This window comes from Isoptericola jiangsuensis (assembly GCF_002563715.1).
Lineage (GTDB): Bacteria > Actinomycetota > Actinomycetes > Actinomycetales > Cellulomonadaceae > Isoptericola > Isoptericola jiangsuensis.
In genome coordinates this window covers 2,243,839-2,268,728 of the sequence record NZ_PDJJ01000001.1, presented here as the reverse complement: position 1 = coordinate 2,268,728, position 24,890 = coordinate 2,243,839, and the positions used below count along the sequence as shown (strand labels likewise).

At 71.5% G+C, this 24,890-nt stretch carries 17 protein-coding genes and 6 tRNA genes; 12 read left to right on the top strand and 11 right to left on the bottom strand.

Going from position 1 to position 24,890, the window contains the following annotated elements:
* Genes ATJ88_RS10385 through cuyB form a run of 3 tightly spaced genes read left to right on the top strand, consistent with a single transcriptional unit; the run spans position 1 to position 3,337 of the window.
* Positions 1-1,332, top strand: a complete 1,332-nt coding sequence (locus tag ATJ88_RS10385) for a carboxylate--amine ligase (protein ID WP_098463758.1) — start codon at positions 1-3, stop codon at positions 1,330-1,332.
* On the top strand, positions 1,329-2,612 hold the full coding sequence (locus ATJ88_RS10380) for a carboxylate--amine ligase (protein WP_098463757.1): 1,284 nt from the start codon (positions 1,329-1,331) through the stop codon (positions 2,610-2,612). The genes ATJ88_RS10385 and ATJ88_RS10380 overlap by 4 nt, the downstream gene beginning before the upstream one ends.
* Positions 2,609-3,337, top strand: coding sequence for a cysteate racemase (gene cuyB, locus ATJ88_RS10375; RefSeq protein WP_098463756.1), 729 nt, complete (start codon positions 2,609-2,611; stop codon positions 3,335-3,337). Before ATJ88_RS10380 ends, cuyB begins: the two co-directional genes overlap by 4 nt.
* Before the next feature lie 187 nt (positions 3,338-3,524).
* On the opposite strand, the gene ATJ88_RS10370 is transcribed toward cuyB, so the two are convergent.
* Both ATJ88_RS10370 and ATJ88_RS10365 read right to left on the bottom strand, forming a co-directional pair.
* Positions 3,525-4,016: a hypothetical protein gene (locus ATJ88_RS10370; RefSeq protein ID WP_098463755.1), complete on the bottom strand. Its 492-nt coding sequence runs from the start codon at positions 4,014-4,016 to the stop codon at positions 3,525-3,527.
* Positions 4,017-4,055: 39 nt separating this feature from the next.
* Entirely contained in the window at positions 4,056-4,838 is a 783-nt protein-coding gene (locus ATJ88_RS10365) for a dihydrofolate reductase family protein (RefSeq protein WP_245852339.1), read from the bottom strand.
* A gap of 38 nt (positions 4,839-4,876) precedes the next feature.
* Between ATJ88_RS10365 and zapE the strand changes: the two genes are divergently transcribed.
* The gene (gene zapE, locus ATJ88_RS10360) at positions 4,877-5,947 is read left to right on the top strand and encodes a cell division protein ZapE (RefSeq protein WP_098463754.1); all 1,071 of its coding nucleotides are present in this window, start codon (positions 4,877-4,879) and stop codon (positions 5,945-5,947) included.
* On the opposite strand, the gene ATJ88_RS10355 is transcribed toward zapE, so the two are convergent.
* A complete protein-coding gene (locus ATJ88_RS10355) occupies positions 5,948-7,468 on the bottom strand; it encodes an alpha-amylase family protein (RefSeq protein WP_141538653.1) in 1,521 nt (506 codons plus the stop codon). It lies immediately after the preceding gene.
* 305 nt (positions 7,469-7,773) lie between these two features.
* On the opposite strand from ATJ88_RS10355, the gene ATJ88_RS10350 reads away from it, so the two are divergent.
* Positions 7,774-8,007, top strand: coding sequence for a hypothetical protein (locus ATJ88_RS10350; RefSeq protein WP_098463752.1), 234 nt, complete (start codon positions 7,774-7,776; stop codon positions 8,005-8,007).
* 18 nt (positions 8,008-8,025) lie between these two features.
* Here the strand turns inward: ATJ88_RS10350 and ATJ88_RS10345 are convergent, their stop codons facing one another.
* The 8 genes from ATJ88_RS10345 to ATJ88_RS10310 form a co-directional block, all read right to left on the bottom strand.
* Positions 8,026-8,313, bottom strand: a complete 288-nt coding sequence (locus ATJ88_RS10345) for a hypothetical protein (RefSeq protein ID WP_245852337.1) — start codon at positions 8,311-8,313, stop codon at positions 8,026-8,028.
* A gap of 95 nt (positions 8,314-8,408) precedes the next feature.
* Positions 8,409-8,483: transfer RNA gene (locus ATJ88_RS10340), tRNA-Val, on the bottom strand.
* A 1-nt stretch (position 8,484) separates the two neighbouring features.
* Positions 8,485-8,560: transfer RNA gene (locus tag ATJ88_RS10335), tRNA-Gly, on the bottom strand.
* 112 nt (positions 8,561-8,672) lie between these two features.
* A complete protein-coding gene (locus ATJ88_RS10330) occupies positions 8,673-9,029 on the bottom strand; it encodes a DUF2277 domain-containing protein (RefSeq protein WP_098463750.1) in 357 nt (118 codons plus the stop codon).
* A 45-nt stretch (positions 9,030-9,074) separates the two neighbouring features.
* Positions 9,075-9,446, bottom strand: a complete 372-nt coding sequence (locus ATJ88_RS10325) for a rhodanese-like domain-containing protein (protein WP_098463749.1) — start codon at positions 9,444-9,446, stop codon at positions 9,075-9,077.
* A 220-nt stretch (positions 9,447-9,666) separates the two neighbouring features.
* Positions 9,667-9,741, bottom strand: a tRNA-Val gene (locus ATJ88_RS10320).
* A 1-nt stretch (position 9,742) separates the two neighbouring features.
* Positions 9,743-9,813 (bottom strand) — tRNA-Cys (locus ATJ88_RS10315).
* 59 nt (positions 9,814-9,872) lie between these two features.
* Positions 9,873-9,945: transfer RNA gene (locus tag ATJ88_RS10310), tRNA-Gly, on the bottom strand.
* Between the two features lie 114 nt (positions 9,946-10,059).
* On the opposite strand from ATJ88_RS10310, the gene ATJ88_RS10305 reads away from it, so the two are divergent.
* From ATJ88_RS10305 to ATJ88_RS10275, 7 genes are all read left to right on the top strand, one after another.
* Positions 10,060-11,127, top strand: coding sequence for a chorismate-binding protein (locus tag ATJ88_RS10305; protein WP_098463748.1), 1,068 nt, complete (start codon positions 10,060-10,062; stop codon positions 11,125-11,127).
* Positions 11,128-11,245: 118 nt separating this feature from the next.
* Positions 11,246-11,626: a VOC family protein gene (locus tag ATJ88_RS10300; RefSeq protein ID WP_098463747.1), complete on the top strand. Its 381-nt coding sequence runs from the start codon at positions 11,246-11,248 to the stop codon at positions 11,624-11,626.
* 54 nt (positions 11,627-11,680) lie between these two features.
* Positions 11,681-12,289, top strand: coding sequence for a dihydrofolate reductase family protein (locus ATJ88_RS10295; RefSeq protein WP_098463746.1), 609 nt, complete (start codon positions 11,681-11,683; stop codon positions 12,287-12,289).
* A 5-nt stretch (positions 12,290-12,294) separates the two neighbouring features.
* The gene (locus ATJ88_RS10290; protein ID WP_098463745.1) at positions 12,295-13,161 is read left to right on the top strand and encodes an aminotransferase class IV; all 867 of its coding nucleotides are present in this window, start codon (positions 12,295-12,297) and stop codon (positions 13,159-13,161) included.
* Positions 13,162-13,264: 103 nt separating this feature from the next.
* Positions 13,265-13,336: transfer RNA gene (locus ATJ88_RS10285), tRNA-Val, on the top strand.
* A 602-nt stretch (positions 13,337-13,938) separates the two neighbouring features.
* A complete protein-coding gene (locus ATJ88_RS10280) occupies positions 13,939-17,202 on the top strand; it encodes a LamG domain-containing protein (RefSeq protein WP_098463744.1) in 3,264 nt (1,087 codons plus the stop codon).
* A 56-nt stretch (positions 17,203-17,258) separates the two neighbouring features.
* Positions 17,259-24,851, top strand: coding sequence for an RHS repeat-associated core domain-containing protein (locus tag ATJ88_RS10275; RefSeq protein ID WP_098463743.1), 7,593 nt, complete (start codon positions 17,259-17,261; stop codon positions 24,849-24,851).
* Positions 24,852-24,890 lie beyond the last annotated feature (39 nt).

The following is a 24,890-nucleotide window of genomic DNA, read 5'->3' as shown; positions in this document are numbered from 1 at the left end:
GTGACCACCGCCCAGTCGGGGCCCGGGGCCGACCGCCCCGAGTTCCACCCCGTGATCGTCGGGTCGGACATCGGCGTGTACGCGCTGACCCGGTCCTTCCACGAGGCCTTCGGCCAGCGGACGACCGTCGTGGCGTTCGCCGAGCCCGGCCCGATCGCGCACTCCCAGCTCATCGACACCGTGCTCTCCGGCACCAGCGCCGCCGAGATCGTCACGACGCTCGGCAAGGTCGCGGCGGACCGTCGTGCCGCCGGGCACACCGAGCCGCTGCTCCTGCAGTCCAACATGGACTGGGTGGTGCGCATCCTCGCGCACCACCGCGCCACCCTGGAGGCCGCGGGGTACGTGCTGCCGTACGCGGACGTCGACCTCATCGACCGCATCTGCGACAAGGCCGAGTTCTCCGCCGTGTGCGACGAGCTCGGCATCCCCACCCCGGCGACCGTCATCCAGGACTTCGCCGACGCGCAGGCCGAGGGCTGGCGCCCCCAGCCCGTCGCGTTCGACTACCCGGTCATCGCGAAGCCCGCCTCCAGCGCGGACTACCACGACGTGCAGTTCGCCGGGAAGAAGAAGATCTACGAGATCGCGTCGCGCGACGAGCTCGACAGCCTGTGGGGCTCGCTGCGCCGCGCCGGGTTCACGGGCCGGTTCCTCGTCCAGGAGATGATCCCGGGCGACGACACCGAGATGCGCTCGGTGACGACGTACACCGACACCTCGGGTCGCGTGACCCTGCGCTGCTCGGCGCGCGTGCTCCTGGAGGAGCGCACGCCGGCGGCGCGCGGCAACCCGTCCGCGATGATCGTCGAGCCGATCACCGAGATCCTCGAGGCCGCGCAGCGGATCAACGAGCACACCGGCTGGCACGGCTTCGCGAACTTCGACGTCAAGCTCGACCCGCGCGACGGCGTGTTCAAGTTCTTCGAGCAGAACCCGCGCATCGGCCGCAACAACTACTACCTCACCGCGGGCGGGCAGAACCCGACCGAGGTGCTGGTGGACGATGTGATCCGCGGCGTACGACGCGAGCCCGTCACGGCCTCGCGCGAGGTCCTGTACTGCGTGGTGCCGCACCGCCTGCTGCGCCGGTACGTGCTGGACGCCGGGCTGCGCGCCCGCGTCGTCGGGCTCATGCGGACCGGCCGCACGGTCCACCCGCTGCGGTACGCCGCCGACGCCTCGCCGCGCCGGCGCCTGTACGTGCTCACCGCGCTGGTCAACCACGTGCGCAAGTACCGCCGCTACTACCCGACGAGCGCCCTCGAGGCGAACTACGCCGCCGCGCAGCAGGCCACCGCCCGCCGCACGGCAGGGAAGGGGAGCCGGTGACCCGCCGCCTGCAGCCCGTCGTCCTCGGCGGCGACATCGGCGCCTACTCCCTGGCCCGGGCCTTCCACGAGGCGTACGGCGTCAAGCCGGTCGTCGTGTCCGGCATGTCGACCGGGCTCGTGCGGCACTCGCGGATCCTGCACCACGTGGCCGAGCCCGCCATCGACGACCCGGCCGCGATCGTGGCGCGCCTGCGCACGATCGCCGACCAGCACCCCGACGCCGACCTCGTCGCCGTCGGGTCCGCGGACTGGCTGGTGCGCACCCTCGTGCAGAACCGCCACCACCTCGAGGACCGGTACACGATCCCGTACGTCGGCGAGGACCTGCTGCTGCAGCTCACCGACAAGGAGGGCTTCGGGGACCTGTGCGCCGAGCTCGGGCTCGCGCACCCCACCACGGTGGTCCACGACGTCGCCGCCGGCGGCGAGCCCGACACCTCCGGCCTGACGTTCCCCGTCATCGCGAAGGCCGCCAGCACGGCCGCCTACCACGACGTCGAGTTCGCCGGGAAGAAGAAGGTGTTCCTCGTGGACACCCGCGCCGAGCTCGTCGAGCTCATGGAGCGGGTGCGCGTCGCCGGGTACGCCGGGGCGTTCGTCATCCAGGACTACATCCCGGGCGACGACTCCGGCATGCGGATCCTCACCTGCTACTCGGACGCGTCCGGCAAGGTGCGGTTCTCCGCGTTCGGGCACGTGCTCCTCGAGGAGCACACCCCGGGCGCGCTCGGGAACCCCGCAGGGATCATCACGCAGACCCAGGCCGAGGTCGTCGAGCAGGCCACCCGCCTGCTCGAGCACGTCGGATGGACCGGGTTCGCCAACTTCGACCTGAAGTACGACCCGCGCGACGGCCGCTACGTGTTCTTCGAGCTCAACCCGCGCCTCGGACGCTCGAACTTCTACATCACCGCCGCCGGCGCCAACGCGGTGAAGTTCTACGTCCACGAGCACCTGCGCGGCCTCGACCCCGACCCGCGGGCCGTCCTCGGGTCCGACGCCGAGCTGTCGCCCACCGGCGAGCTCACCGCCCGGCACCTGTACACCGTGCTGCCGGGGGCGCTGCTGCGCCGCTACGTCGCCGACCCGCAGGTGCGGGCCGAGGCCAAGCGGCTCGCCCGGCGCGGCCGGTCCACCAACCCGCTGTGGTACCGCGCCGAGACCGACCCGCGGCGCATCGCCTACCTGGCGATCGCCCAGCTCAACCAGTGGCGCAAGTACGGGCGCCACTACCCCCTGGCCGAGGCCCGCCGCCTCGCCTGGAAGGGCCGGGCGTGAGCGAGCACGCCCCCGTCCCGACGCCGCCGGTCGGAGTGATCGGCGGCGTCGGGCCCCTCGCCACCGCGTACTTCCTGCAGCGCGTCGTCCAGCTCACCGACGCCGCCCGCGACCAGGACCACGTCGACCTCGTGGTGCTCAACCACGCCACGATCCCGGACCGCACCGACTTCGTGCTCGGTCGCTCCGCCGCGGACCCCGGCCCGGTGCTCGCCCGCGACGCCGCCCGGCTCGAGGCGTTCGGCGTCAGCTTCCTCGTCATGCCCTGCAACACCGCGCACTACTTCACCCAGCAGGTGCTCGACGCGATCACCGTGCCGTTCGTGTCCATCGTGGACGTCACCGTGGCCGCCGCCCGCGACCGCGCCCCCGACGCCACCGCCGTCGGCCTCCTCGCCACCGCCGGGACCGTCGCCTCCGGCGTCTACCGGGACGCGTTCGCCGCGCACGGCATCGAGGTCGTCACCCCCGACGAGGGGGACCAGGCGCTCGTCAACGAGGTCATCTACGACCAGGTCAAGGCCGGCCTGCCGTCCGACCCCGCCACCCTGCGCGCCGTCGCCGGACGCCTCGTCGAGCGGGGCGCGGGCGTCGTCGTCCTCGGCTGCACCGAGCTGTCGGTGGCGGCCGTCGACCACGACCTGCTCGCCGAACCGCCGTTCCTCGACTCCATGGACGAGCTCGTGCGCGCCACCGTGCGGCGCGCCGGGCACCGCGTCCGGTAGGGGACGGGCCCCTCAGCAGTGTCGGTGTCGGCCGAGGCTGCGGTTCCGCGGTCGGCGGGGCGCTCGTGCCTCGCTCCCACCGTCCGCTGCACCTCCGCCTCAGCCGAGCCTTCTGTCGGCCGAGGCTGCGGTTCCGCGGTCGGCGGGGCGCTCGTGCCTCGCTCCCACCGTCCGCTGCACCTCCGCCTCAGCCGAGCTCGGAGGTGCCCGCGTACAGGTGCAGCACCGGGACCTTCAGCTCCTCGCGGGCGCGGGACGCCCAGTCGGTGTGGAACGTGTCCTCGACCGCGTGCGGGTAGGTGACCACGACGACCTCGTCGCCGCCCGCCGCGACAGCCGCCGCGAGGGTGGGCAGCGGGTCGTCCTGCGTGACCTCGCCGGTGGCGACCGCCCCCGTGGCCCGCAGGGCCTCCACGGACTCGACGACCTGCTCGCCCGCGGTCCGGGTCGCGGCCTCCGGGCTCGGCTCCCGCCCGATGAGCTCCTGCCACGCCGCGCGCAGCTCCAGCATGCCCAGGTGGTCCATCACCGAGGAGATCACGTTGTGCTCGGTGTCCGCCGGGACGAGGACGCGGTAGGCGACGTCCTGGTCGGGGTGCAGCGACGTGATGTGCTGCACGTCGGCGGTGGTCAGGGCGTCCTCCGTGAGGACGACGACGGTGAGAGCGGTGTCGGACATGTCAGCAACCTACGGCACCCGCCCTACCGGTGCGAGGCGTCACCCGGCGCGGCGGGCCAGCTCCCAGCGGGCGACCAGGGTGCCGGCGTCCGAGACCAGCAGGTGGCCCAGCGTCGCGTCGCGCAGGTGGGTGGCCGGCGCGTGCCCGTGCCGCACCGGCGCCACGACCCGGCCCGGCCCCGGCCCCGCGACGTTCGGCGTGGTGGTGAGGCACAGCTCGTCCACCAGGCCGGCCTCCAGCAGCGACCCCAGCAGGTGCGGGCCGCCCTCGCCGAGCACGTGCCGCAGCCCCGCCCCGGCCAGCACCTCCAGGCCGGCGGCGAGGTCCACCGCCGTCGTCGCGCCGGGCACGACGACCGCCCGGTCGCCGACGGCGGCGCGCGCCGCCGCGGCACCCTCCTCGCCCGTGAGGACCCAGGGCGTGCGGCCGCCGTCGAGCAGCCGGTCCGGCACCTCGCCCCGGCGGGTGACCAGCGCGAGCTCGAGCGGCCCCGGGTGCAGGTGCCCCAGGTCGCGCGGCCGGTCGAGCTGCGTGTACTGCTCGGCCCGGGCCGTGCCCGCCCCGACGAGCACGACGTCCGCGAGCGCGCGCAGCACCCGGAAGACGCGCCAGTCTGCCGCGTCGTTGATCGACGCCGACACCCCGTCGTCGCCCCACGCGGCGCCGTCGACCGTGGACACCATGTTGACGCGCAGGTGCCGGCCGGCCGTCGGGCGGTAGAGCTCCGCGAGCCGCGGCTCGCCGGTGGCGGGCGGGACGGAGGCGACGTCGGGGCGCAGGAGGTGCAGCGCGGGCAGGTCGGGGGAGGTGGTGGAACTCACAGGCGACAGGCTACGCCGCGCGCTTAGGCTGGACCCTCGTGACAGCCGTGCAGTCCCCGGACTCGACCGCCACCGCCTCGCTGGTGGCGGTGCGCCCCACCGTCTCGACCGACCGGCTGCTCGCCGACCTCGTCCCGCCGCCGCACTTCGCGGACGCGCGGTTCACGACCTACCGGGCCAACCCGGACCACCCCAGCCAGGCCGCCACCCTCGCCCGCCTGCAGGAGGTCGCCGCCGAGATCGCGGCACCCGCCCCGTCGGGCCTGCGCGCCCTGCTCGGCCGCCGCCGGTCCGTGCCCGCGGTGTACATGGACGGCGGGTTCGGCGTCGGCAAGACCCACCTGCTCACCTCCCTCACGCACGCCGTGAACGAGGCCCTCGGTCCCGGCAGCGCCGCCTACGGCACGTTCGTGGAGTACACGAACCTCGTGGGGGCCCTCGGGTTCCTGCCGACGGTGGAGGCGCTCGCCACCCGCCGCCTGGTGTGCATCGACGAGTTCGAGCTCGACGACCCGGGCGACACCGTGCTGATGTCGCGACTGCTGCGCGAGCTCGCGGACCGCGGGGTCGCGCTGGCCGCCACGTCGAACACCCTGCCCGACGCGCTGGGGGAGGGACGGTTCGCCGCCGAGGACTTCCTGCGGGAGATCCAGGCGCTCGCCGCCCGGTTCGAGGTGCTGCGCGTCGACGGCGACGACTACCGGCACCGCGCGGTCGTCACGGACTCCGAGCCGCTGCCGGTGGCCACCGTGCGTTCCGTCGTGGCGAGCACCCCCGGGGCCGTCCTCGACGACTTCGGCGACCTGCTGGCGCACCTCGCGACCGTCCACCCCAGCCGGTACGGCGCCCTGCTCGACGGCGTCCGCCTGGTCGGGCTCACCGGGTTCGGCCCGGTGACGCGCCAGGAGGTCGCGCTGCGTCTCGTCGTGCTGGTCGACCGCCTCTACGACCGGGACGTCCCGGTGCTCCTGGCCGGCGTCGACGGCGCCGACCAGCGCGCGCTGTTCACGCCCGAGATGCTGCGCGGCGGGTACCGCAAGAAGTACTACCGCGCCCTGTCGCGCCTCGGTGCGCTCGCGCAGGACGGCCGCGCGCTCGCCGACGTCTGATCACAGGACGTCGGTGGGGTCCTCCCGCAGGACGACGGCGGACCGTCCGGGCACGTGCAGCCGCCCGGCCAGCACCTCGGTCCGCTCCTGGTCCCAGGCCGCCGCGACGCGCCACGTCGTCGACGAGGTCGCGAGCCGGCGGCCGAGGTCCACGCGGTGCTCGCCCGGAGCGAGGGTCAGCAGCAGGGCCGAGCGGCCGCGCCGCACGACCACCACGTCGTCCTCCGCCGTGACCTCCACGTCGACGTCGACGTCGTCGAGGACGGCGGACCGCAGGGTCAGCAGGGTGCGCGTCCAGGCCCGCAGGCGTCGCGACGTCGGTTCCGGGCAGCCGAGCGGCACGTGCTCGGTGTCCAGCACCACGGCCGTGCCCGCCAGCAGGACGACGGCCAGCATGATGGCCCGTTCGTCGCCGTCAGGGTCCGGGTCGCGGTCCGGGTCCGTGTCGACGGCCCAGGGCAGGGCGCGCGCCGCCGCGGGCAGGCGTGACAGCTCGCCCACCAGGACGGGGCCGGACCGCTGCGTGGCCCGGTAGGCGCGGCGCAGCCCCACCGGGGCGTCCCGGGGCGGGGCACCGACGTTGGCGACGTCGGCGGAGAGCTGCTTGAGCAGGCCGGACGGGTCGGAGAGCCGGCCGTCCAGCAGGCCTCGCACCAGCGTGGTGAGCCGGTCGCTCATGCCGCGGCCGTCGGTGAGCAGGGCGCCGTGGCGTCCCGTCTCCGCGCCGGTCGCCTGCACGGCCTCGGCGAGCTCGCCGAGGAACGGGGCGGCGGAGCGGTCGACCAGGACGTCGAGGTCGAGCAGCAGCCCGTCGACGTGGAACGTCGTGAGCCAGCGCCGGGCGTCGGCGACGAGGAAGTCCCGGGGGCCGCGCGACCCGGAGCCGTCGAGGTTGACGCGCGGGGTGTCGGCGTCGGTCGGGCTCCCGGCCCGCGCACCGATCCGCGCGCCGTTGGCGTAGGGGCCGAACGCGTGCAGGCCGAGCCCGTCGGCGACGGCCCACCGGTGGGGCAGGTCCAGGACCACGGCCAGGCCGGCACCGTGGGCGGTGTCGACGAACCGTTGCAGCGCGGCGGGGCCGCCGTAGGGTGCGTGGACGGCGAACAGGCGGACGCCCGCGGCCGGACCGAGCGCGGGGTCGAACTGCGCGACGGGGGCGAGCTCGACGGCGTCGACGCCGAGCGCGGCGGCCTCGGGCAGCAGGGCGGCGGCGGCGTCGAGGTCGCCCTGGGGGGTCGCGCGGGTGACGTCGAGGTGGAGCAGCACGCCGCGGGAGAGGTGGGCGCCGGTCCAGGCGTCGTCGGTCCAGGTGAAGTCCTCGTCGAGGACGCGGCTGGGGCCGTGGATGCCCGCGGGCAGCGAGGTGCTGCAGGGGTCGGGCACCGGTGCGCGGCCGTCGACGGAGAACGCGTAGTCGGTGCCGACGGGGAGCTCGGCGTCCGCGCGCCAGTACCCGGGCTCGTGCGCGCCCACCAGCCGCAGGGGGAGGCGGGTGGCGGGTCCGGAGGGTTGGGGCAGCACGACCTCGACGGTGTGCGCGCGGGGGGCCCAGACCATCGGTCGGCGTCCGGGCCACGAGTCCCGGGGGCGTGGCCCCGGAGCAGGGGTCCCGGCGACGACCCCTGCCTCGTGGGCCGGATCGGCGTCGGTCACGTGGCACACCCTAGCCCTCGGGCGGTGGGGCCGCGTCGGGTGACCGGGGCGTGGCGGCGTCGTCCCCGCGCGGCGTGCCGGCGGGGTGCCGGAATCATGACGAGGGCGTGTTCGTCCGGAAAATACTGTGCCAAGCACAGGCGCGACGCGCCGCACCCTGGTAGATGTGGGCCATGATCACGGACAGCAAGGACGCCGGCCCCACCCGGGCACGGTCGCTCCTGGACGAGTCGATCGCCTCGCAGGCGCGGATCGCGCCCCGACGCCGGTCGGCGGAAGACCCGCACGGGGACCCGCGCACCGGGGGAGACGCGACCAAGGCGCCGACCTCGTTGTCGCAGAGCGAGCGGCGACCCATCGAGGGAGCCTCCAGCGGCCACTCGTGGGACGACCCCGACGAGCTCTGAGCCGGCGGGGGAAGACCGTCAGCGCGGCAGACGGTCCGCGCCGACGGCGATGAGGCGCGGCATCCCGGCCGGCGCCACCTCGCTGAGCGCCACGTAGCGGGCCTCGGCCCGGTGCAGGCGGATGTGCTCGTCCAGCGACCACTGCGGGCCGTTGGTGAGCACCATCCCGCACGAGCAGTCGATCTCCACCCGGCCGTCGTCGAGGTGTCGCACCTGGCCCACGGTGACGTGCGCGGCGCGCGCACGGTTCTTCGCCTCGTGCATCGCCGCGGACACGGCGGGGTGGCCGTCGGGAGTCGTGGTCATCAGGCAGGAGCCTACCCGCCGCGCCGCGAGGCCCGTGCGAGGGGCCTGCAGGGAAAGCAGAAGGCCCCGGAGGGCATCCTCCGGGGCCTTGCTCGTGGTGGGCGATACTGGGATCGAACCAGTGACCTCTTCCGTGTCAGGGAAGCGCGCTACCGCTGCGCCAATCGCCCGTGGAGCGGATGACGAGACTCGAACTCGCGACATCCACCTTGGCAAGGTGGTGCTCTACCAACTGAGCTACATCCGCGCGACCGGTCCTTCGGGCTTCTGCCCTGCGTTCCGGCGCCTGGTGAACATTACTTGACCCGGGGCCCGGAGGTCCAATCGCGTCCGGTGTGACCTGCGCCTCTGCCCGCCGGTCACGACGCGGCGGCCCTCCGGTAGGTCTCGTGGGAGTGGTCGTGACCGTGCTCCCGGCCGGCCTCGTGCGCGGCGCGGTGGGCGGCCTCGCGGGCCGCGATCCGTTCCTGCACCTCGGGCCGGCGCAGCGGCGGCACGGTCGGCGGCGGGTTGCGCCGGGCGGGGAGCTCGGCGAGCAGGTCGGTGACGATCGCGGCGATCTGCGCGGCGGCGGCCTCGCAGGGCTCGCGTGTGGCGGGGGCGGCGTCGTAGGCCACGCCCGTCACCTTCTTGACGAACTGCGCGGCGGCGGCCTCGATCTCCTCACCGGTGGCCGGCGGTTCGAGGCCTCGCAGGGTGGTGATGTTGCGGCACATGCCCTCGACGCTACGCCGCGCCGCCTCCGACCGCAGGGGGGCTGGTCACCCCACGACGTCGAGGCCGGTCGCCGTGGCGGCCTGCCGGAGGCTCCCGGCGTTGGTGACGTCGTCGAAGCCCTGCGTGGTGAGGAGGTCGAGCGCGGCCTCCGCGCGGTTGCCGGAGCGGCAGTACACGACGTAGGTGCCGGTCGGGTCGAGCTCGTCGAACCGCGCGACGGCGTCGGCGGACTGCACGTCGATGTTCAGCGCGCCCTCCAGGTGGCCCTCGGCGTACTCGGCGGGCGTGCGCACGTCGATGACGACGGCGTCGGGGTCCAGGGGGGTGTCCGCCGTCCCGGTGTCCGCGCACCCCGCGAGCGCCAGGGCTCCCGTCAGTGCCAGCGCCGTGCCCAGGGTCGTCCTCGTCCTGCTCATCGTGATCTCCTCGCCGTCGGGACGGGCCGTGGCGCCCGTCGCGAGGCAGCCTACCTGATACCCCCGGGGGTATTGAACGAAGCCAGTGGGTCCACGAGCGCGGCACAGGCGGCGATCCCTGGTCGTCGCGCGGGCGACGGGAGAGGTGGCGTGGGCGAGGGGTGCGCGGGAACGACAAAGGTCCCTGACCTGCTTGCGCAGACCAGGGACCTTCACGTGCTGGTGGGCGATACTGGGATCGAACCAGTGACCTCTTCCGTGTCAGGGAAGCGCGCTACCGCTGCGCCAATCGCCCGAGGTGGGTACGGGATTCGAACCCGTGTATACGGCTTTGCAGGCCGCTGCCTCGCCTCTCGGCCAACCCACCACCTTGAGAGACGTGCTCGCCGGGCCTCGTCTCCGAGACGGCCGGGGAACGGGCCTCCGAGCGGATGACGAGACTCGAACTCGCGACATCCACCTTGGCAAGGTGGTGCTCTACCAACTGAGCTACATCCGCGCGACCGGCCTGCTCGGGGCTTCCCCCTGCGTTCCGGCGCGAACAGAACATTAGTGGACCGATGACGAATCCGTCCAATCGCCCCGCGGCCGGCCGCTGGCATAGCGTTGCGCCGTGCTTCCCCCGACCTCCTGGGCCTCCTTCGGCGGCCGACTCGCCACCGACGTCGTGGAGTGCGTGGACCTCACCGTCCACCCGGAGCGGCTCGCGGAGCCCGGACCGTGGTTCGTCGTCGTCGACTTCGAGGCGTACGGGCGCGGGGGGCGGGCCCGTGCGTGGCGCTTCGCGCACGCCGTCGACGAGGCCCGTCCCCCCGTCGCGGGCCCGTGGCGCGGCCCGCGCCCCCAGGACTGGCACAGCTCCCTCGACCGGGCCGCCTACGAGGCCGCCGTCGCACGGGTCCGCGAGCACGTGCGCGAGGGCACCGTCTACCAGGTCAACGTCTGTCGCGTCCTCGGCGCCCCGCTGACCGGCGGGGCGCCGGACGTCGAGCCCGACGCCGCCGCGCTGGCCGCGCGGCTCGCCGCGGGGAACCCGGCCCCGCACGCCTCCGCCGTCCACGTCCCGGCGAGCACGGGCGTCGACCCCGTCTGGGTCGTGTCCGCCTCGCCCGAGCTCTACCTGTCCCTCGACGCGGGCCGGCTCGGCTCCGGGCCCATCAAGGGCACGGCACCAACCGCCGACGGCCTCACGCCCAAGGACCGGGCCGAGAACGTCATGATCACCGACCTCGTGCGCAACGACCTGCAACAGGTGTGCGCGCCGGGCACCGTCGCCGTCACCGACCTCCTCGGTGTCGAGGAGCACCCCGGGCTCGTCCACCTCGTCTCCCGCGTGCACGGGCGGCTCGCCCCCGAGGTCGCCGCCGCCCCCGACCGCTGGCGGCGCGTGCTCGCCGCGACGTTCCCGCCCGGCTCGGTCTCCGGCGCGCCCAAGTCGTCGGCGCTGCGCATCATCGACGACCTCGAGCCCACGCCGCGCGGCCCCTACTGCGGCGCCGTCGGCTGGGTCGACGGCGACCGCGCCGAGCTCGCCGTGGGCATCCGCACCTTCTGGTGGGCCGACGGCGTGCTGCGCTTCGGCACGGGCGCGGGCATCACCTGGGGCTCCGACCCCGCCGCCGAGTGGCACGAGACCGAGCTCAAGGCCGCCCGGCTGGTCGGGCTCGCCTCCACCCGGTAGGTCGCCCCCGGCGGGGCTACCGTGGACGGGTGACCCCGCCCCGGGGGCCGCCACCGGCACCGCCCTCGGGGTCGCGCGCGGGAGCACCTCCCGCGCCCCGCCCACGACGGAGGTCCGCATGACGACAGCGCTGTGGCTCACCCTCAGGTACCGCGACCCGGACGCCGCCCTCTCCTGGCTCCGCTCGCTCGGGTTCGTCGAGCGTGCCGTGCACCGCTCGCCCGACCCGCCCCACGCCGTCGTGCACGCCGAGCTCGACGCGCCCGGCGGCGGCGGGCTCATGCTCGGACCCGTCCGCGACAACCCCGACTGGCCGCAACGCTCCGGCACGGGCGCCGCCTACCTGGTCGTCGACGACCTCGACGCCGTGTACGTCGCCGCCGTCGAAGCGGGCGGCCGGCCCCTCCTGGCGCCGCGCGAGCAGGACTACGGCGGACGGACCGCCACCGTCGCCGACCCCGAGGGCAACCTCTGGAGCCTCGGCACCTACCGTCCGTGAGCCACCCGCCGGTCGCGGCCGATGAGTCCCGCCCACCGCGACGGTCGGACCGGCATGAGCATCGTCACCTGTGACCTCACCGTGTCGCTCGACGGATACGCCGCCGGGCCGAACCCCACCCGCGAACGCCCCTTCGGCGACGTCGTCGGCACCGGCGAGGTGCTGCACTCCTGGATGTTCGACCACGCCGCGAACCACGAGGACGAGATCGCAGGCATCCTCGACGCCGACGCCTACGTCATGGGGCGGGGCATGTTCTCGCCCGACACCGGCCCCTGGGACCCCGCGTGGCGCGGGTGGTGGGGCGAGGAGCCGCCCTACCGGGCGCCCGTCTTCGTCCTCACCCACCACGCGCGCGAACCCCTCGAGATGGGGGAGACCACGTTCACGTTCGTCACCGACGGACTCGTCGAGGCGATGACCCGGGCACGCCTCGCCGCCGGCGAGCGCCCCGTCTCCGTGGCGGGCGGCACCGACCTGGTCAACCAGTGCCTGCGTGCCGGCATCGTCGACGAGCTGCGGATCCACGTCGTGCCCGTCGTGCTCGCCGTCCCGGGCGGGACCCGGCTGTTCGACGGCGTCGGCCGGCTCGACCTCGACCCCGCCGGGGCGCGCTGGACACCCGAGGTGACGCACCTCACCTACCGGCGTCGGGCAGACTGAGGCCCATGACTCTCGTGATCTGGGCCGAAGGCCGACTGGTCGGGTCCGACGAGGCCGCGCTGAGCGCGGTCGACCACGGCATCACCGTGGGGGACGGCGTCTTCGAGACGTGCACCGTGTTCGACGGGCAGGTGTTCGCCCTCACGCGGCACCTCGCCCGCCTCGAACGCTCCGCACGAGGCCTCGGCCTCGACGCCCCCGACGCGGGCAAGGTCCGCGACGGCGTCGCCGCGGTCCTCGACGCCGCCACACGCGAGGCCGGCCCGTTCGACGGACGGCTGCGCATCACCGTCACCGCCGGCGTGGGACCGCTCGGCTCGGGACGCGTCGCGGGCGCGCAGACCGTCGTCGTGGCCGCGCAGGACGGCGCCATGACCCCCACGTCGCACTCGGCGCGCTCCCCGTGGCCGCGCAACGAACGGTCCCCGATCGCCGGGCTCAAGACCACCTCGTACGCGGAGAACGTCGTGGCGCTCGCCGACGCGAAGGCCAAGGGCGCCGACGAGTCGATCCTGCCCAACACCGTCGGCGCGCTCTGCGAGGGCACGGGCTCCAACGTGTTCGTCGAGCGTGACGGCGAGCTCCTCACGCCGACCCTGGAGTCCGGCTGCCTCGCCGGCATCACGCGTGCCCTCGTGCTCGAGTGGGGCGCCGAGGCCGGCCTGCCGGTGCGCGAGGCAGGCGTCGACGAGCTGCCCTTCACCGTGCTCGACGACGTCACCGCCGGCCGCGCGCAGCTCGCTCTCACCTCCTCCGGGCGCAACGTCCAGCCCGTGACGTGGCTCGACGGCGCGCCCGTCGCGGCCGGCGAGGTCACGCTCGCGGTCCGCGAGGTGTTCGAGAAGAACTGCCGCGAGCGCCTCGACCCCTGACCTGGGACGTTCGAGTCCGCCTCCGGGCGGGGGTGTGGGACACGTCGCGCGCGTCCGGTTTGGAACCTGGGCGGATCCGTGACTACTATCTACCTCGCACCCGGGGCGATTGGCGCAGGGGTAGCGCGCTTCGTTCACACCGAAGAGGTCACTGGTTCGATCCCAGTATCGCCCACCGCAGAAAGGCCCTCTGACCAGCAGAAATGCTGGATCGGAGGGCCTTTCGTTCTGCCCCTTCGAGCGCTGCTGGTCTATCTGCTGGTCTATCTCCCGCGATCTGGGTGGGTGGGGGAGCGTTCCGTAGGGCTCGACGTGGTTGCGTGGGGCAAGGGACTGAGCTCGACCGTCACCGTTGTCTCGGTCGTCCTGAACCGGTTCTGACCTGGGTGAACGCCGCGCGGCCGATGGCCGCCGGCTGTCGTGTGCGACCGCGGTACCGTCAAACCGCGCGCGGCGAGCCCTCCGATTCCTCACTGACCTCTTCGGTGTCTCCGCACCAAGGCTCGCGTCTTCCCGGGAGGGCTCGCACATGTGCCGTCCGGGTCGTAGGAGCCCGGCCGGGGTGGGTTGTGCGGGTGCGGACGAGTGCGTGGGTCATCCCTGCCGCGTTGGACACGGGCGGGTCGGGGTGAATCGTGGGTGCTGCACCGTTCGGTTGGCAGAAGTGCATCTGCCGTTCATCGGCTGTTTCGTTCTCTTGGGCACGTATGTCTCATATGTTCTTGTGCGTTGTCCTGTCGCTGGGAGTGGCGTCGGGCGGGTGTGAGAGGACGTTCGATGGCGGTACGGATCGGGGCCGGTGGCAGCAATCTGATTGTCGGCGTGGCTGCGCTGTCCCTCGTCTCCGGAGGTGTCGTCGCGGCCAGCGCGTTCCTGACAGCGGACGATGGTTCGATCGAGTGTGGCGTGTCCTCGGTGCGTACGGAGTCCGAGGCGTTCGCGCTGGCCGAGGCGTGCGACAAGGACATCGAGATCGAGTCGCTGCGGACTGAGTACGACACGTTCTGGGCGACGCCGCGCCAGACCATCAGGGCGGACGCCTCGTCCGGAGCCGTGCGGACTGATCTTGGGGGTGCCTGGGAGCCGACCGACGCGACGATCATGTTGGACGGCGACGGGGTCCCAAGTGTCACTTCGCCGGTGTTCGACATGGATCTGGCCGGCGTGGTGGCTGGCGGCGATCCGTTCATGACGATCCGGTCGGACGAGCAGGCGTTGTCGATGAGCCTGCCCGACCCTCTCGGGCTCGGTGAACCGGCGCTCGATCCCAAGGATGCGACTCGTGTGGTGTACCCCGTGACCGGGCCGGACGGGCAGCCGATTGCTGGAGCGGACCTGGTCGTGATGATCCAGCCGGATGCGACCGGCTTCACTCCGGTGCTGAGGGTCGCCGATGCTGCGGCGGGCGCCGGACTGGTGGAGGCCACTGGCGAAGCCGGTCTGGGATTCCATGTCGGTGTCTCAGGCGGCCTGGTCCTGTCGGATCAGGCACCCGAGGACGATGGCATGGCACCCGATCCGATTCCTGAGGACGGAACGCCGGACGGCGCCTGGGAGGATCCCAGCGAGGCGGGCGGCCCAGCTCCCGCGGCGAGTGCCTCCCGCACGACAGCTGGTGAAGCCTCGGTCGAGTCCTCGGGCCCCACGGGCTTCTACGCGCTCGATCAGGCAGGCGAGTTGACCTTCAGCGGCTCGCCAGGGTGGCAGTGGGAGTCGGGCACGGCCACCGTTGGTTCGAGCGGGTCGAAGGATCTGGCACGGACGACGCAGAGTGGTCAGACGAACAGCCGTGACGAGCTGCTCTCAGAGGAGTCGGTGCCTGACGAGTTGCTGGTCGAGCAGTCCGGCGTGGCGGCGGTAGCACTCGATGCGGTCATCGCTGAGGACGGCCACAGCGCGGTCATCCGCGCGGACGAAGAGATGGTGACGGACCCGGAAGGGAACTTCCCGATGTTCGTCGATCCTGCGGTGTCAGGCAGTCGGAGCGGGTGGACGGTGCTGAAGCAGGCATGGCCGACGAGCGCGACGGGATGGAAGTTCGCGGGGTCGGCGGGCGTGGGGTTCTGCGACGTGTCCCGTGATCCGGCGTGCGACCGCTCGAACGTTCAACGCCTGGTGTGGAAGTTCTCCGGCCTGTCCTTCATCGGTGACCTCGATCCGGCCGACGTCCTCGGTGCCACGTTCCGTGCGTACGGTACCCATTCCTTCAGCTGCACCAAGACCACGATGCAGCTGTACCGGACGCCGGCGATCAGCTCGTCGACCACCTGGTCGAACCATGCGGGTCTTTGGGACTCGTCGTTCCGCATCAGCGCAGTCGACGACGCCTACTACTCCTCGTCGTGCGGTGGGGCGCATTGGACGGAGTGGGACGCAACCGAGGTGGGTGACCTCATCGCCTCGAACGGCTGGTCGGGCATCAACCTCGGTATCCGGAGCAGTTCGAACACCGACATGGTTTCGTGGAAGAAACTGCGGTACGACGCCCGGTTCTCCGTGGAGTACAGCCGAGCGCCGGCGGCGCCCTATGGCCACCAAACGCTGGTCGATGGCGCGAACGTCGGCTGCAGTGAGAGCTCTTCGGCGCCCCGGACCTCACGGTGGCTGCGGCCCATCCTCTCGGTGGTGGGCAATGACCCGGAGAAGCAGCCCGTGAGCGTGCAGTTCGTGGTGGTCAACCACGCCACCGGTGACTGGGTCTGGGAGTCCGCCTGGCAGGACTGGCAGACGCCACCGGATGGCAGTGGAGTCCGGTTCACGCTGCGCGTGCCGGAGGGCAAGGAACTCTCGAACGGCGTCACCTACCGGTGGCGAGCGCAGATCAAGGACAAGAGCGGCAGGAGCGTTGGCTACGGGGACTCGAAGGCCTGCTACTTCCGTGTCGACAACTCGGCACCTGCCGCACCGGTGATTACACCGGTACGCGATCATCCGGACGCTGAGGCCTTCTACGAGACGGACAAAGAACGCGGTGGCCTCGGGCTGACCGGATGCTTCGAGATCTACGCTCCGTCGACCGATTCGACCACCGTGTGGTGGGGCTACGCGACACGGACCAACACCACCAAGGTGACGCTGGACTCGACACGGCGCACGACCGTGTGCGCCAGTCCTGGGGGGACGGGCCCCAAGTTCCTCTACGCCAAGGTCGCTGACAAGTCCAACCTGACTTCGGACGCCGAGTACGAGTTCGATGTTGCCGCTGCGCGGGAAGACGGCGTGTGGACCTTCGATGACTCGGACAACCGCGGCCAGGACACCGCGGTGTTCGATGCCGAGCGCGGTGAGTTCCTTTCAGCCGGGCAGCTGACGCTCTCGGAGACAGGCGTGCTGTTCGCGGCGGGGCCCCACCAGGAGTTCGGCGCGCGGGACGGCGACTCGGCGCTGGTGGCCCGGGACAAGAAGATCGCTTGGTCGGAGGCGCCCGTGATCGATACCACCGCGTCGTTCGTCGTTTCGGCACACGTCAAGCTCGACGCGGACGCAGCGCGCACCGGTTGGTACACCGCGCTGTCGCAGGAGGCGCCGCTGTACAACGGCTTCCGGCTCGGCTACCGGCCGAGCGGCTGTCCGACCGTCGAGGCCGGGTGCTGGGCGTTCGGCGTCAACCGTGACGTGACGACGAACGCCACGACATACACGATGTCGAAGGTGCCGGTGCAGCTCGGGCAGTGGGTGCACCTGCTGGGCGAGTACGACAAGCCCGAGGGCAAGTTGCGGTTGTACGTGTGCGATGCGGGCACTCCTAATGCGCCTGCGGTCGGCGAGCCGGTCGTGAGTGTGGCCTCGATGACGGCGAACCTTCCGGCGTCGCCTGGCCGGTTCGTCGTAGGACGGGGCTTCATCGGTGGCAGTCCGTCGAATTACTGGGACGGGCTGATCGACAACGTGCGCATCTTCCGTGGCGAGGTCCTGGCCGAGGCCAAGATCCGCCGTCTGTGCCAGGGGGCCGAGGCGTTCTCCTATCTCGAGGGCCACGGGGTCGACGACGTGGACCCGACCTGGGGCGACGACGCCGACGAGAACGAGGCCACCTCGTGAGCAGGCGCGCGGCGGTTGGACACGGTTGTGGTGGAGATTCTTCGACGAGGGTGAGAATGTACGGCTACGACATGTTGCGGCGTCGGCGGGTAGGACTCGGACTGAGCGCGGTCGCCGCGGTCGTGGCCCTGCTGATGGGCGTCGATGTGGCGGCGACCACCCCGGTCGTGGGGCAGGCCGTCGCGGCCGAGGCCGCCGCGGAGGCGGAGATCGACCGGTTGGAAGCACGTGCCGAGAACTTCGCCGAGACCGTCCCTGACGGTCAGGTGGCAGCAGCAACGGCCGACCTGACCGCATCGACCTGGGAGCCGACGCCGGGACCTTCCGAGGCGCCGGAAGAGTTCTTGCCCGAGGCAGACCTTCCTGCGGTGGGAGACCCTCCCGAGGCCGAGGGCTCCACCGAGCCGGTCGAGGAGGTCCCGGCCGACCCGACAGATCCCGCCGGCGAGTCATCGGCCCGGTCCCTGGCCGCGGCCGGCGGCGACTCCTCAGGGTCGCCGGGCGACGCGGCTGGTCTTGAGGTCCTCGACCTGACCGCCAACCCCCAGCGCCTTGAGGTCGATGACGTCGCCCTCACGGTCGCCAGCGACGAGCAAGCTGAGGGGGCGATCAGTGTCTCAGTTGAGCGGGTGACGCCCGACGGGTCACCTGCACTTCTCGTGCGGATCCAACCGGTGCTTGAGCGGGCGAAGATCGACAAGTCGGTGAAGGCTGGTGCGCCCGATGGGGGCGTATCGGTCAACGAGGAATCCGACCTGGGCGTCGTCGATGTCGAGGTCGACTACGACGAGTTCGCCGATACGCTCGCCTCCACTGACCAGATCCCCGGCGGGGACTGGGAGTCCCGGCTCACCCTGGTCGAGGTGCCGAGCTGCGCCACCTGGTCGGCGGACTGCACCGAACAGTCGCGGGTCAGCAACGTGACCAGCGACGCGGCCGCCCAGACCTTGGCCGCTTCGGTGGACCTTTCTGCCGGTACCGCGGTCACGATGATGTTGAGCGCTGGGTCGTCCGGCGGGGCAGGCGACTGGGGTGCGACCTCCCTGGCACCGGCGGCATCCTGGGGCGCTGGGGGGAATACCGGCGCCTTCTCCTGGACTTATCCGCTCTCTATGCCGCAGGTCACCGGACCCGGCCCGCAGCTTGATCTGTCCTACAGCTCGGCGGCCTCCGACGGGCGGGTGGCCTCGACGAACAACCAGTCCGGGGTCGTCGGGGAGGGCTGGTCGCTCACCGAGTCCTACATCGAGCGCCGTTTCGTCCCTTGTGCGGACGACCAGGACCCGGTCGACGGCAAGACAGCCAACAACGTCGGGCACACCACGGGCGACATGTGCGTGGGCGAGGACAACGCGACCATGGTCCTCAACGGCGCGGCCGTCGACCTGGTCAAGACCGCCAGCGGCTGGGTGCCGAAGAAGGTCGACGGGACCCGCGTCGAACGCAAGACCGGAGCCAGCAACGGCGACGCCGAGGGTGAGTACTGGGTCGTCACCGCGACCGACGGGACCATCTACACGTTCGGCCGTGGCAAGCGCACCTCGGACGGGTTGGCGACGGGCAGCTCGTGGACGATGCCCGTCTACGGCAACCATGAGGGGGAGGCCGGCCACAAGACGTCCGCGCAGGGCGGCTTCGCGGCGTCCGCGTCGGACCAGACGTACCGATGGATGCTCGAGCACGTCCAGGAGCCGACCGGCGGCACGATGACGTACGTGTACTCCAAGGAGACACGCAAGTACACCCCCAACCTGGATGACGACGTCGTTGCCTACACCGCGGGCGGCTACCTGAGCCGCATCCTGTACGGCACACGCGCTGGCGCCGAGTCGGGATCGGCACCGGTGCGGGTCGACCTGGAGTACGCCACCCGATGCGTGCCGGGCACCGGCGTCAACTGTGACGCCGGCCGCGTCAAGCAGAACCTGTCCGCCTGGCCGGACGTCCCGGGGGACCTGGTCTGCTACAAGTCGGCGAACTCGTGCGGCATCGACGCGATCTCGCCGTCGTTCTACACGCTGTACCGCCTCGACCGTGTGGTCACCCGTGTGCTCGACGGCAGCACGTACAAGCCGGTGGATTCTTGGAAGCTCAACCAGTCGTTCGTCGCACCCGGTGACGGGTCGCTGGGTGACGGTTCGGGCAAGGTGATGTGGCTCGCCTCGATCCGGCACACCGGGCACGGCGGAACCGTGACGACCGACGACGACCTGTCGAACAACGCGGTGAAGTTCGCGCGCGAGATGCTGGCCAACCGGGTCGACCGTGACGGCGACGGGCTGCCCCCGATGTACCGGCCGCGCATGACCGGCATCCGGACCGAGTCCGGTGCGCTGATCACCCCGACCTACCGCACCGAGTGCAGCGCCGGTACCTCGCCGGTCAGCTCCGAGGCGACGGACGCTGTGCTGTCCGGGAACGAGAAGCTGTGCTTCCCGGTGGACTGGCAGGACGACAGCCGACCGATGGACTGGTTCCACAAGTACGTCGTAGCCGCGGTCGTCCAGAACGGTGCCTCCACCACGGGGGCGGGGGAGGTCGTCACGGGCTCAGGTCAGCTCGTGACCCGCTACGAATACGTCGGCGACGCGAAGTGGGTCAAGCCGTCGGGACCCCTGACCAAGAAGAAGGAGGTGACCTGGTCAGAGTTCCGCGGCTACCGCACGGTCGTGACCACCGAGGGCAAGGGCAGCCAGGCGTCCTCCACCACCACCCGCTACCTGCGCGGCCTTGGATCGGGAGGCGACTTCCAGGTCGGGCCGGCCGGTGACCGGATCACGGTCAAGGACCACGACGCACACGCGGGCACCGTCGTCGAGACGATCGTCCATGACGGCGAAACCGAGGACCAGGCGGTGTCGTGGAGCGTCACGTCGCCGCAAGCACCGGTGGTCGTGGCTACCGGTGCCGACGGCACCAAGGTCACCCGCCAGGCTGGAACCACCGCGTACGGGTTCGAGCTGGACGCGGCGGGGCTGGTCGCGATCAGGACCCAGTCGGCAACGTGGACCGACGCGGCCGGCCAGGTCGTGCGTGCCGAGGACCTTGGCGACGTGTCGTCCACGACCGACGACACCTGCACGCAGATCACCTACGCCCACGACGACGTCTCGACCCTGGCCGATCGCAACATGATCGCGTTGGCCGGGCGAACCCAGACCTTTGCGGCCACCTGTGCGAAGGTCACGGGCGGACAGGTGTCCCGACCCCTGGACGTCGTCAGCGACCAGGTCACCACCTACGACAGCGTCGGCCAGCCGACATCGGTGCAGGGTCTCGACCCGGACCTGGATCGCGAGACCGCCACGGTCGGCAACGGCTCCGGCGCGGGATATGTCACCACCCAGCGCATGACGTACGACGCCTACGGCCGGGTGACGGGCGTGACCGATGTCGCCGGGAAGGTGACGACGACCTCCTACAGCCCGGCGAGCGCGGTCATCCCGGCCACGGTGACCACGACCACGCCGGACCCGGACGGCAGCGGCCCGAAGCCCGCGTTCAGCTCCTCGGTGACGTTCGACAAGGTGACCGGGCTGATGACCGCGAGCACCGACGCGAACGGGCAGTCCACCCGCGGCACGTATGACGCGCTCGGACGGCTGCGGACCGTGACCTATCCGGAGCATGCCGGGCTGGGCAAGCCGTCGATCGCCTACGAGTACACCACCCGTGCCAACGGCCTCAACGTGGTGCTGACCCGCACCCTGGGAGCGGACAGCGACGACAAGCCCGTGCAGCACGTCAGCGCGGAGTTCCACGACGGCCTGATGCGGGTCTTCCAGACCCAGGACGAGGTCGTGGACACCGGGGAGCGGCGTCAGGACGACGCTGCCACCCGGGGGCGACTGGTGACCCAGGTGTTCTACGACACCGCCGGACGCGTGTGGAAGGAGACCACCGCCCAACCCGCCACCGGCGTCGTGTCGAACCAGCCCGTGCAGCCCACGCTCGTGGCACCGTCGGCCACGGTCTACGCCTATGACGGCGCCGGTCGCGTGACCGACCAGATCTTCTACACCGGCGTGGAGGACGACCACACCAAGGAGCAGTCGCGGACCGTGACCCGGTACGACGCTCCGTACACCACGGTGGTGCCGCCCGACGGTGGCACCGCGACCACCACCGTGACCGACGGTCGGGGGCGGACGACCGCGCTGTGGGAGCACAAGAACCGGCCGACGGTCTCGTCCGACCGCGCTGACGGGCACTGGTACGTCTCCTCGACGCTGCCCGGTTTCCAACCGGAGAACCTGGCCACGAACGCCTATCAGGCCACCACCTACGAGTTCGACCGGCTCGGCCAGCTGGCCTCGATGAGCGACCCTGGCGGCAACGCCTGGACCTACGGGTACGACCTCGGCGGTCGCCAGGTGCGCGCGAGCGACCCCGACGCCGGAGTGACGACCACGAGGTACACCTCGACGGGACAGGTCGAGCGCACGGTCAACGGCAACGCAAACGCCACCGGCGCCAGCACCGCGGTCCGCGAGGCCAACACGCTGGTCTACTCTTACGACGCGCTGGGACGCCCCATGCAGGTCGCCGACGGCGCCGGCTCGGTGCGCTCGACCTGGACCTACGACACCACTCCCGGCCCGGGGAACAAGGCGGCGCTCGGACTGCCGTCCAGCTCTACCCGCTACCAGGACGGCGAGCCCTACACCACGAGGATCGACGCCTACGACGCCGCCTACCGGGCGACGTCGACGACGATGGTGCTGCCCGACGACCTACCGGGCCTCGAGGGCCTGGTGGAGCGTCAGTTCACGACGACCTACGACTACCGGATCGACGGTTCGGTGCGTCAGCAGGTCCTGCCCGGCGCCACCGCTACCGACGACGACGCCGCGACACCGGATGTGGCGGTGCTCGGATCCGAGCATGTGACGACGTTCTACGACGACGCCGGCCTACCGGTGTGGATGGGCGGCGGCTTCGGCTGGGGCACCTATGTGGCGGACTCGCAGTTCACCGCCGAAGGCCGCCCCCTGGCCATGGACCTGGGCAACACTTACGGCGCGGTCGTCACCTACGACTGGGACTACCCCACAGGACGGCTGGACGGCATCCGGCTCGACCGTGAACGCTTCGACGGGCGCGACGTCAACATGACCTACAGCTACGACGCCGCCGGCAACGTCACTCGTATCCGTGACACGCCCAACGTCGGCGAACCGGCGAGCGGTGACTCGGAGAACGATGACACCCAGTGTTTCGACCTGGATGGGCTCGGACGACTGGTCGGCGCATGGACGCAGCTCGAGGCGACGTGCGTTTCATCGATCGACGAGGTGGACACCGGTGACGTCGGCGGCTCGGACGCCAGCGCCGCCCCGTACTGGCAGCGGTACACCTACGACCAGCTCGGCAACCGCACCAGCCTCAGCGCCCACACCATCACGGCGGCCGCGGCGACCGACGACGTGGTTCGTACCACCTATCGGCATGCTCAGGGCGCTGCCGGACCGCATCAGGTCACGTCCGTCAGTCGACAGGTCGGGCCGGAGGCCACGGTCTCGACTGCGCCATCGGTCGAAGTCGCCTCTTACACCTATGACGCGGCCGGCAACCAGACCACGCGGCAGTCCAGCGAGCCGGTTGATGCCGCGGACACGGCGCAGGTCGAGGCTGACAGCGACGGTGACGGCCTGCTGGAGGCGGCGCAACTGCTCGGGTGGGACGGCGAGGGCGAACTCGCGACCGTCGCCACGACCGGCGAGGGCACCCAGGGGGAGAACACGATCGAAGACGGTGAGGCGTCGTTCGTTTACTCCGCGGCGGGAGAACGGATTACCCGTACCGACGCGACCGGGATCACGGTGTACCTGCCCGGCGGGCAGGAGGTTCACGTCGATCAGGCGGGCGCGGTCGGGGTGGTGCGCTACTACAGCTTCGCGGGGCAGACGGTGGCCGTGCGCACCGGCCGGGGTCTGGGCGGGGTGACCTCGCTGGTGTGTGACCGGCAGGGCACCCCGGTCGCTGCGGTACCGAACACGGTGTGGACCGAGGACTCCGTGACACGGCTGTACTCGGACCCGTTCGGCGCCGACCGCACCCCGTCCAGGACCGATACCGACAGCGGCGAGACCCTCACGGGCGCCGACCGGCTGCCGGGGGATCGCCGGTTCCTGGCCGGCGCCGGCGGTGTCGAGGACACCGGTACCGGGTTGGTGTTGCTGGGGGCGCGGTACTACGACCCGGGCTTGGGGCGGTTCGTGTCGGTCGACCCGCAGCTTGATGCCGGCACGCCTGCGCAGTTCAACGCGTACGTGTACTCGGGGAACGACCCGGTCACCTACTCGGACCCGTCGGGTGAGTCGTGGTTGTCGAACGCGTGGAACGCGACGAAGTCGGGGGTGTCGAAGGCCGCCGGTGCGGTGACGTCGTTCGTCAAGGACAACCAGGCCGCGATCGTCGGGAGCGTCGTGGGTGGGCTGGCGTTCGCCGGTTGCATGGCCGTCACGGCGGGTGCCGGATCGGTCGGGTGTGCCGTTGCGGCGGGCGCGGTCGGTGGCGCGGTGTCGAACCTGTGGCGCACGAAGGTGGAGAAGAAGGAGCCGTTCACCTGGAAGGGGTTCGCGGTCGAGACCGGGATCGGTGCGGCTACGGGTTTGGCCAGCGCGGGAGTGAGCGCGGTGGTGAGCCGGTTCGGTCCGTCGGCGGCTGCTGCGGCGGCGAACGCGATCCGGTCGGTGTCGAGCGCGGTGACGCAGCGGGTGTCGTCCTCGGTGAGTTCGACCGTGGCGCGGGTGGCGCAGAGCCGGGCGGTCGCGGCCGCGAAGGCGACCCAGCAGCGGGTCGCCGGGGCGGTGACGAACCTGCGCCTGAATGGGGGTAGATGTTCGTTCGCGGGCGTGACCGGGGTGTTGATGGCTGACGGCACGGCCAAGGCGATCGACGAGGTCCAGCCCGGCGATCTGGTGATCGCGGCCGATCCGGACACAGGTGAGCGGCACGCCAAGAAGGTGCAGGCGGTCCACGGGCACGACGACGTCATGATCACCTTGGTGTTGACGACTGCTGCCGGGGAGCGGCGCGAGATCGTGACCACGGAGGATCACCCGTTCTGGTCGCAGTCCGACCGCGAGTTCGAGCGGGCTGACCAGCTCGGTGCGGGCGAGATGGTGGCCACCGGTGATGGTGGCACGATGAAGGTCCAAGCCGTCCAGACCAGGGAGGTGAGGTTCGAGCCGGCCTACAACCTGACCGTCGAAGGTCTGCACACCTACCACGTCGTGTCGACGGCCACGACACTGGACACCCACCCCACCCGGGGCCCGCCCGCAATCGCGTCCGACGCGATCTTGGTCCACAACTGCCCGACTCGCAATACCGGTGCAAACGCGGCAGCTGCCATTTCGGATGCTGGTAGCGACATCGTCGGGACCGCTCACAATGCCCTCAGACCATCCCAAGACTGGATCGAGAAGGATGTTGTAGACAATTACGTTCTTCGCCTTCGCGCGGGGGACAAGCTGCCGTCGATTGAAGTAGAGCGCATGAAAGACGGGACTGAGGTTATTCTCGATGGACATCATCGATACGTCGCGAGTCGGATAAGCGGTATTCCAGTGGAGAAGTCGTACGTTCAATACGGGTTCGATGTCGGGGAGCCAAACTGGCTGGGTGTGTCATATGGGAATTGAGTCGGTATCGTATCGATTTAAGCCTGCAAGTGCCGGTTT

Coding starts and splice junctions, on each gene's coding strand:
- ATJ88_RS10370 (WP_098463755.1), bottom strand. CDS start 4,016: ATGTCCGACACCGCTCTCACCGTCGTCGTCCTCACGGAGGACGCCCTG.
- ATJ88_RS10300 (WP_098463747.1), top strand. CDS start 11,246: ATGACGACAGCGCTGTGGCTCACCCTCAGGTACCGCGACCCGGACGCC.
- ATJ88_RS10275 (WP_098463743.1), top strand. CDS start 17,259: ATGTACGGCTACGACATGTTGCGGCGTCGGCGGGTAGGACTCGGACTG.
- ATJ88_RS10350 (WP_098463752.1), top strand. CDS start 7,774: ATGATCACGGACAGCAAGGACGCCGGCCCCACCCGGGCACGGTCGCTC.
- ATJ88_RS10330 (WP_098463750.1), bottom strand. CDS start 9,029: ATGTGCCGCAACATCACCACCCTGCGAGGCCTCGAACCGCCGGCCACC.
- ATJ88_RS10290 (WP_098463745.1), top strand. CDS start 12,295: ATGACTCTCGTGATCTGGGCCGAAGGCCGACTGGTCGGGTCCGACGAG.
- ATJ88_RS10295 (WP_098463746.1), top strand. CDS start 11,681: ATGAGCATCGTCACCTGTGACCTCACCGTGTCGCTCGACGGATACGCC.
- ATJ88_RS10280 (WP_098463744.1), top strand. CDS start 13,939: ATGGCGGTACGGATCGGGGCCGGTGGCAGCAATCTGATTGTCGGCGTG.
- ATJ88_RS10345 (WP_245852337.1), bottom strand. CDS start 8,313: ATGACCACGACTCCCGACGGCCACCCCGCCGTGTCCGCGGCGATGCAC.
- ATJ88_RS10325 (WP_098463749.1), bottom strand. CDS start 9,446: ATGAGCAGGACGAGGACGACCCTGGGCACGGCGCTGGCACTGACGGGA.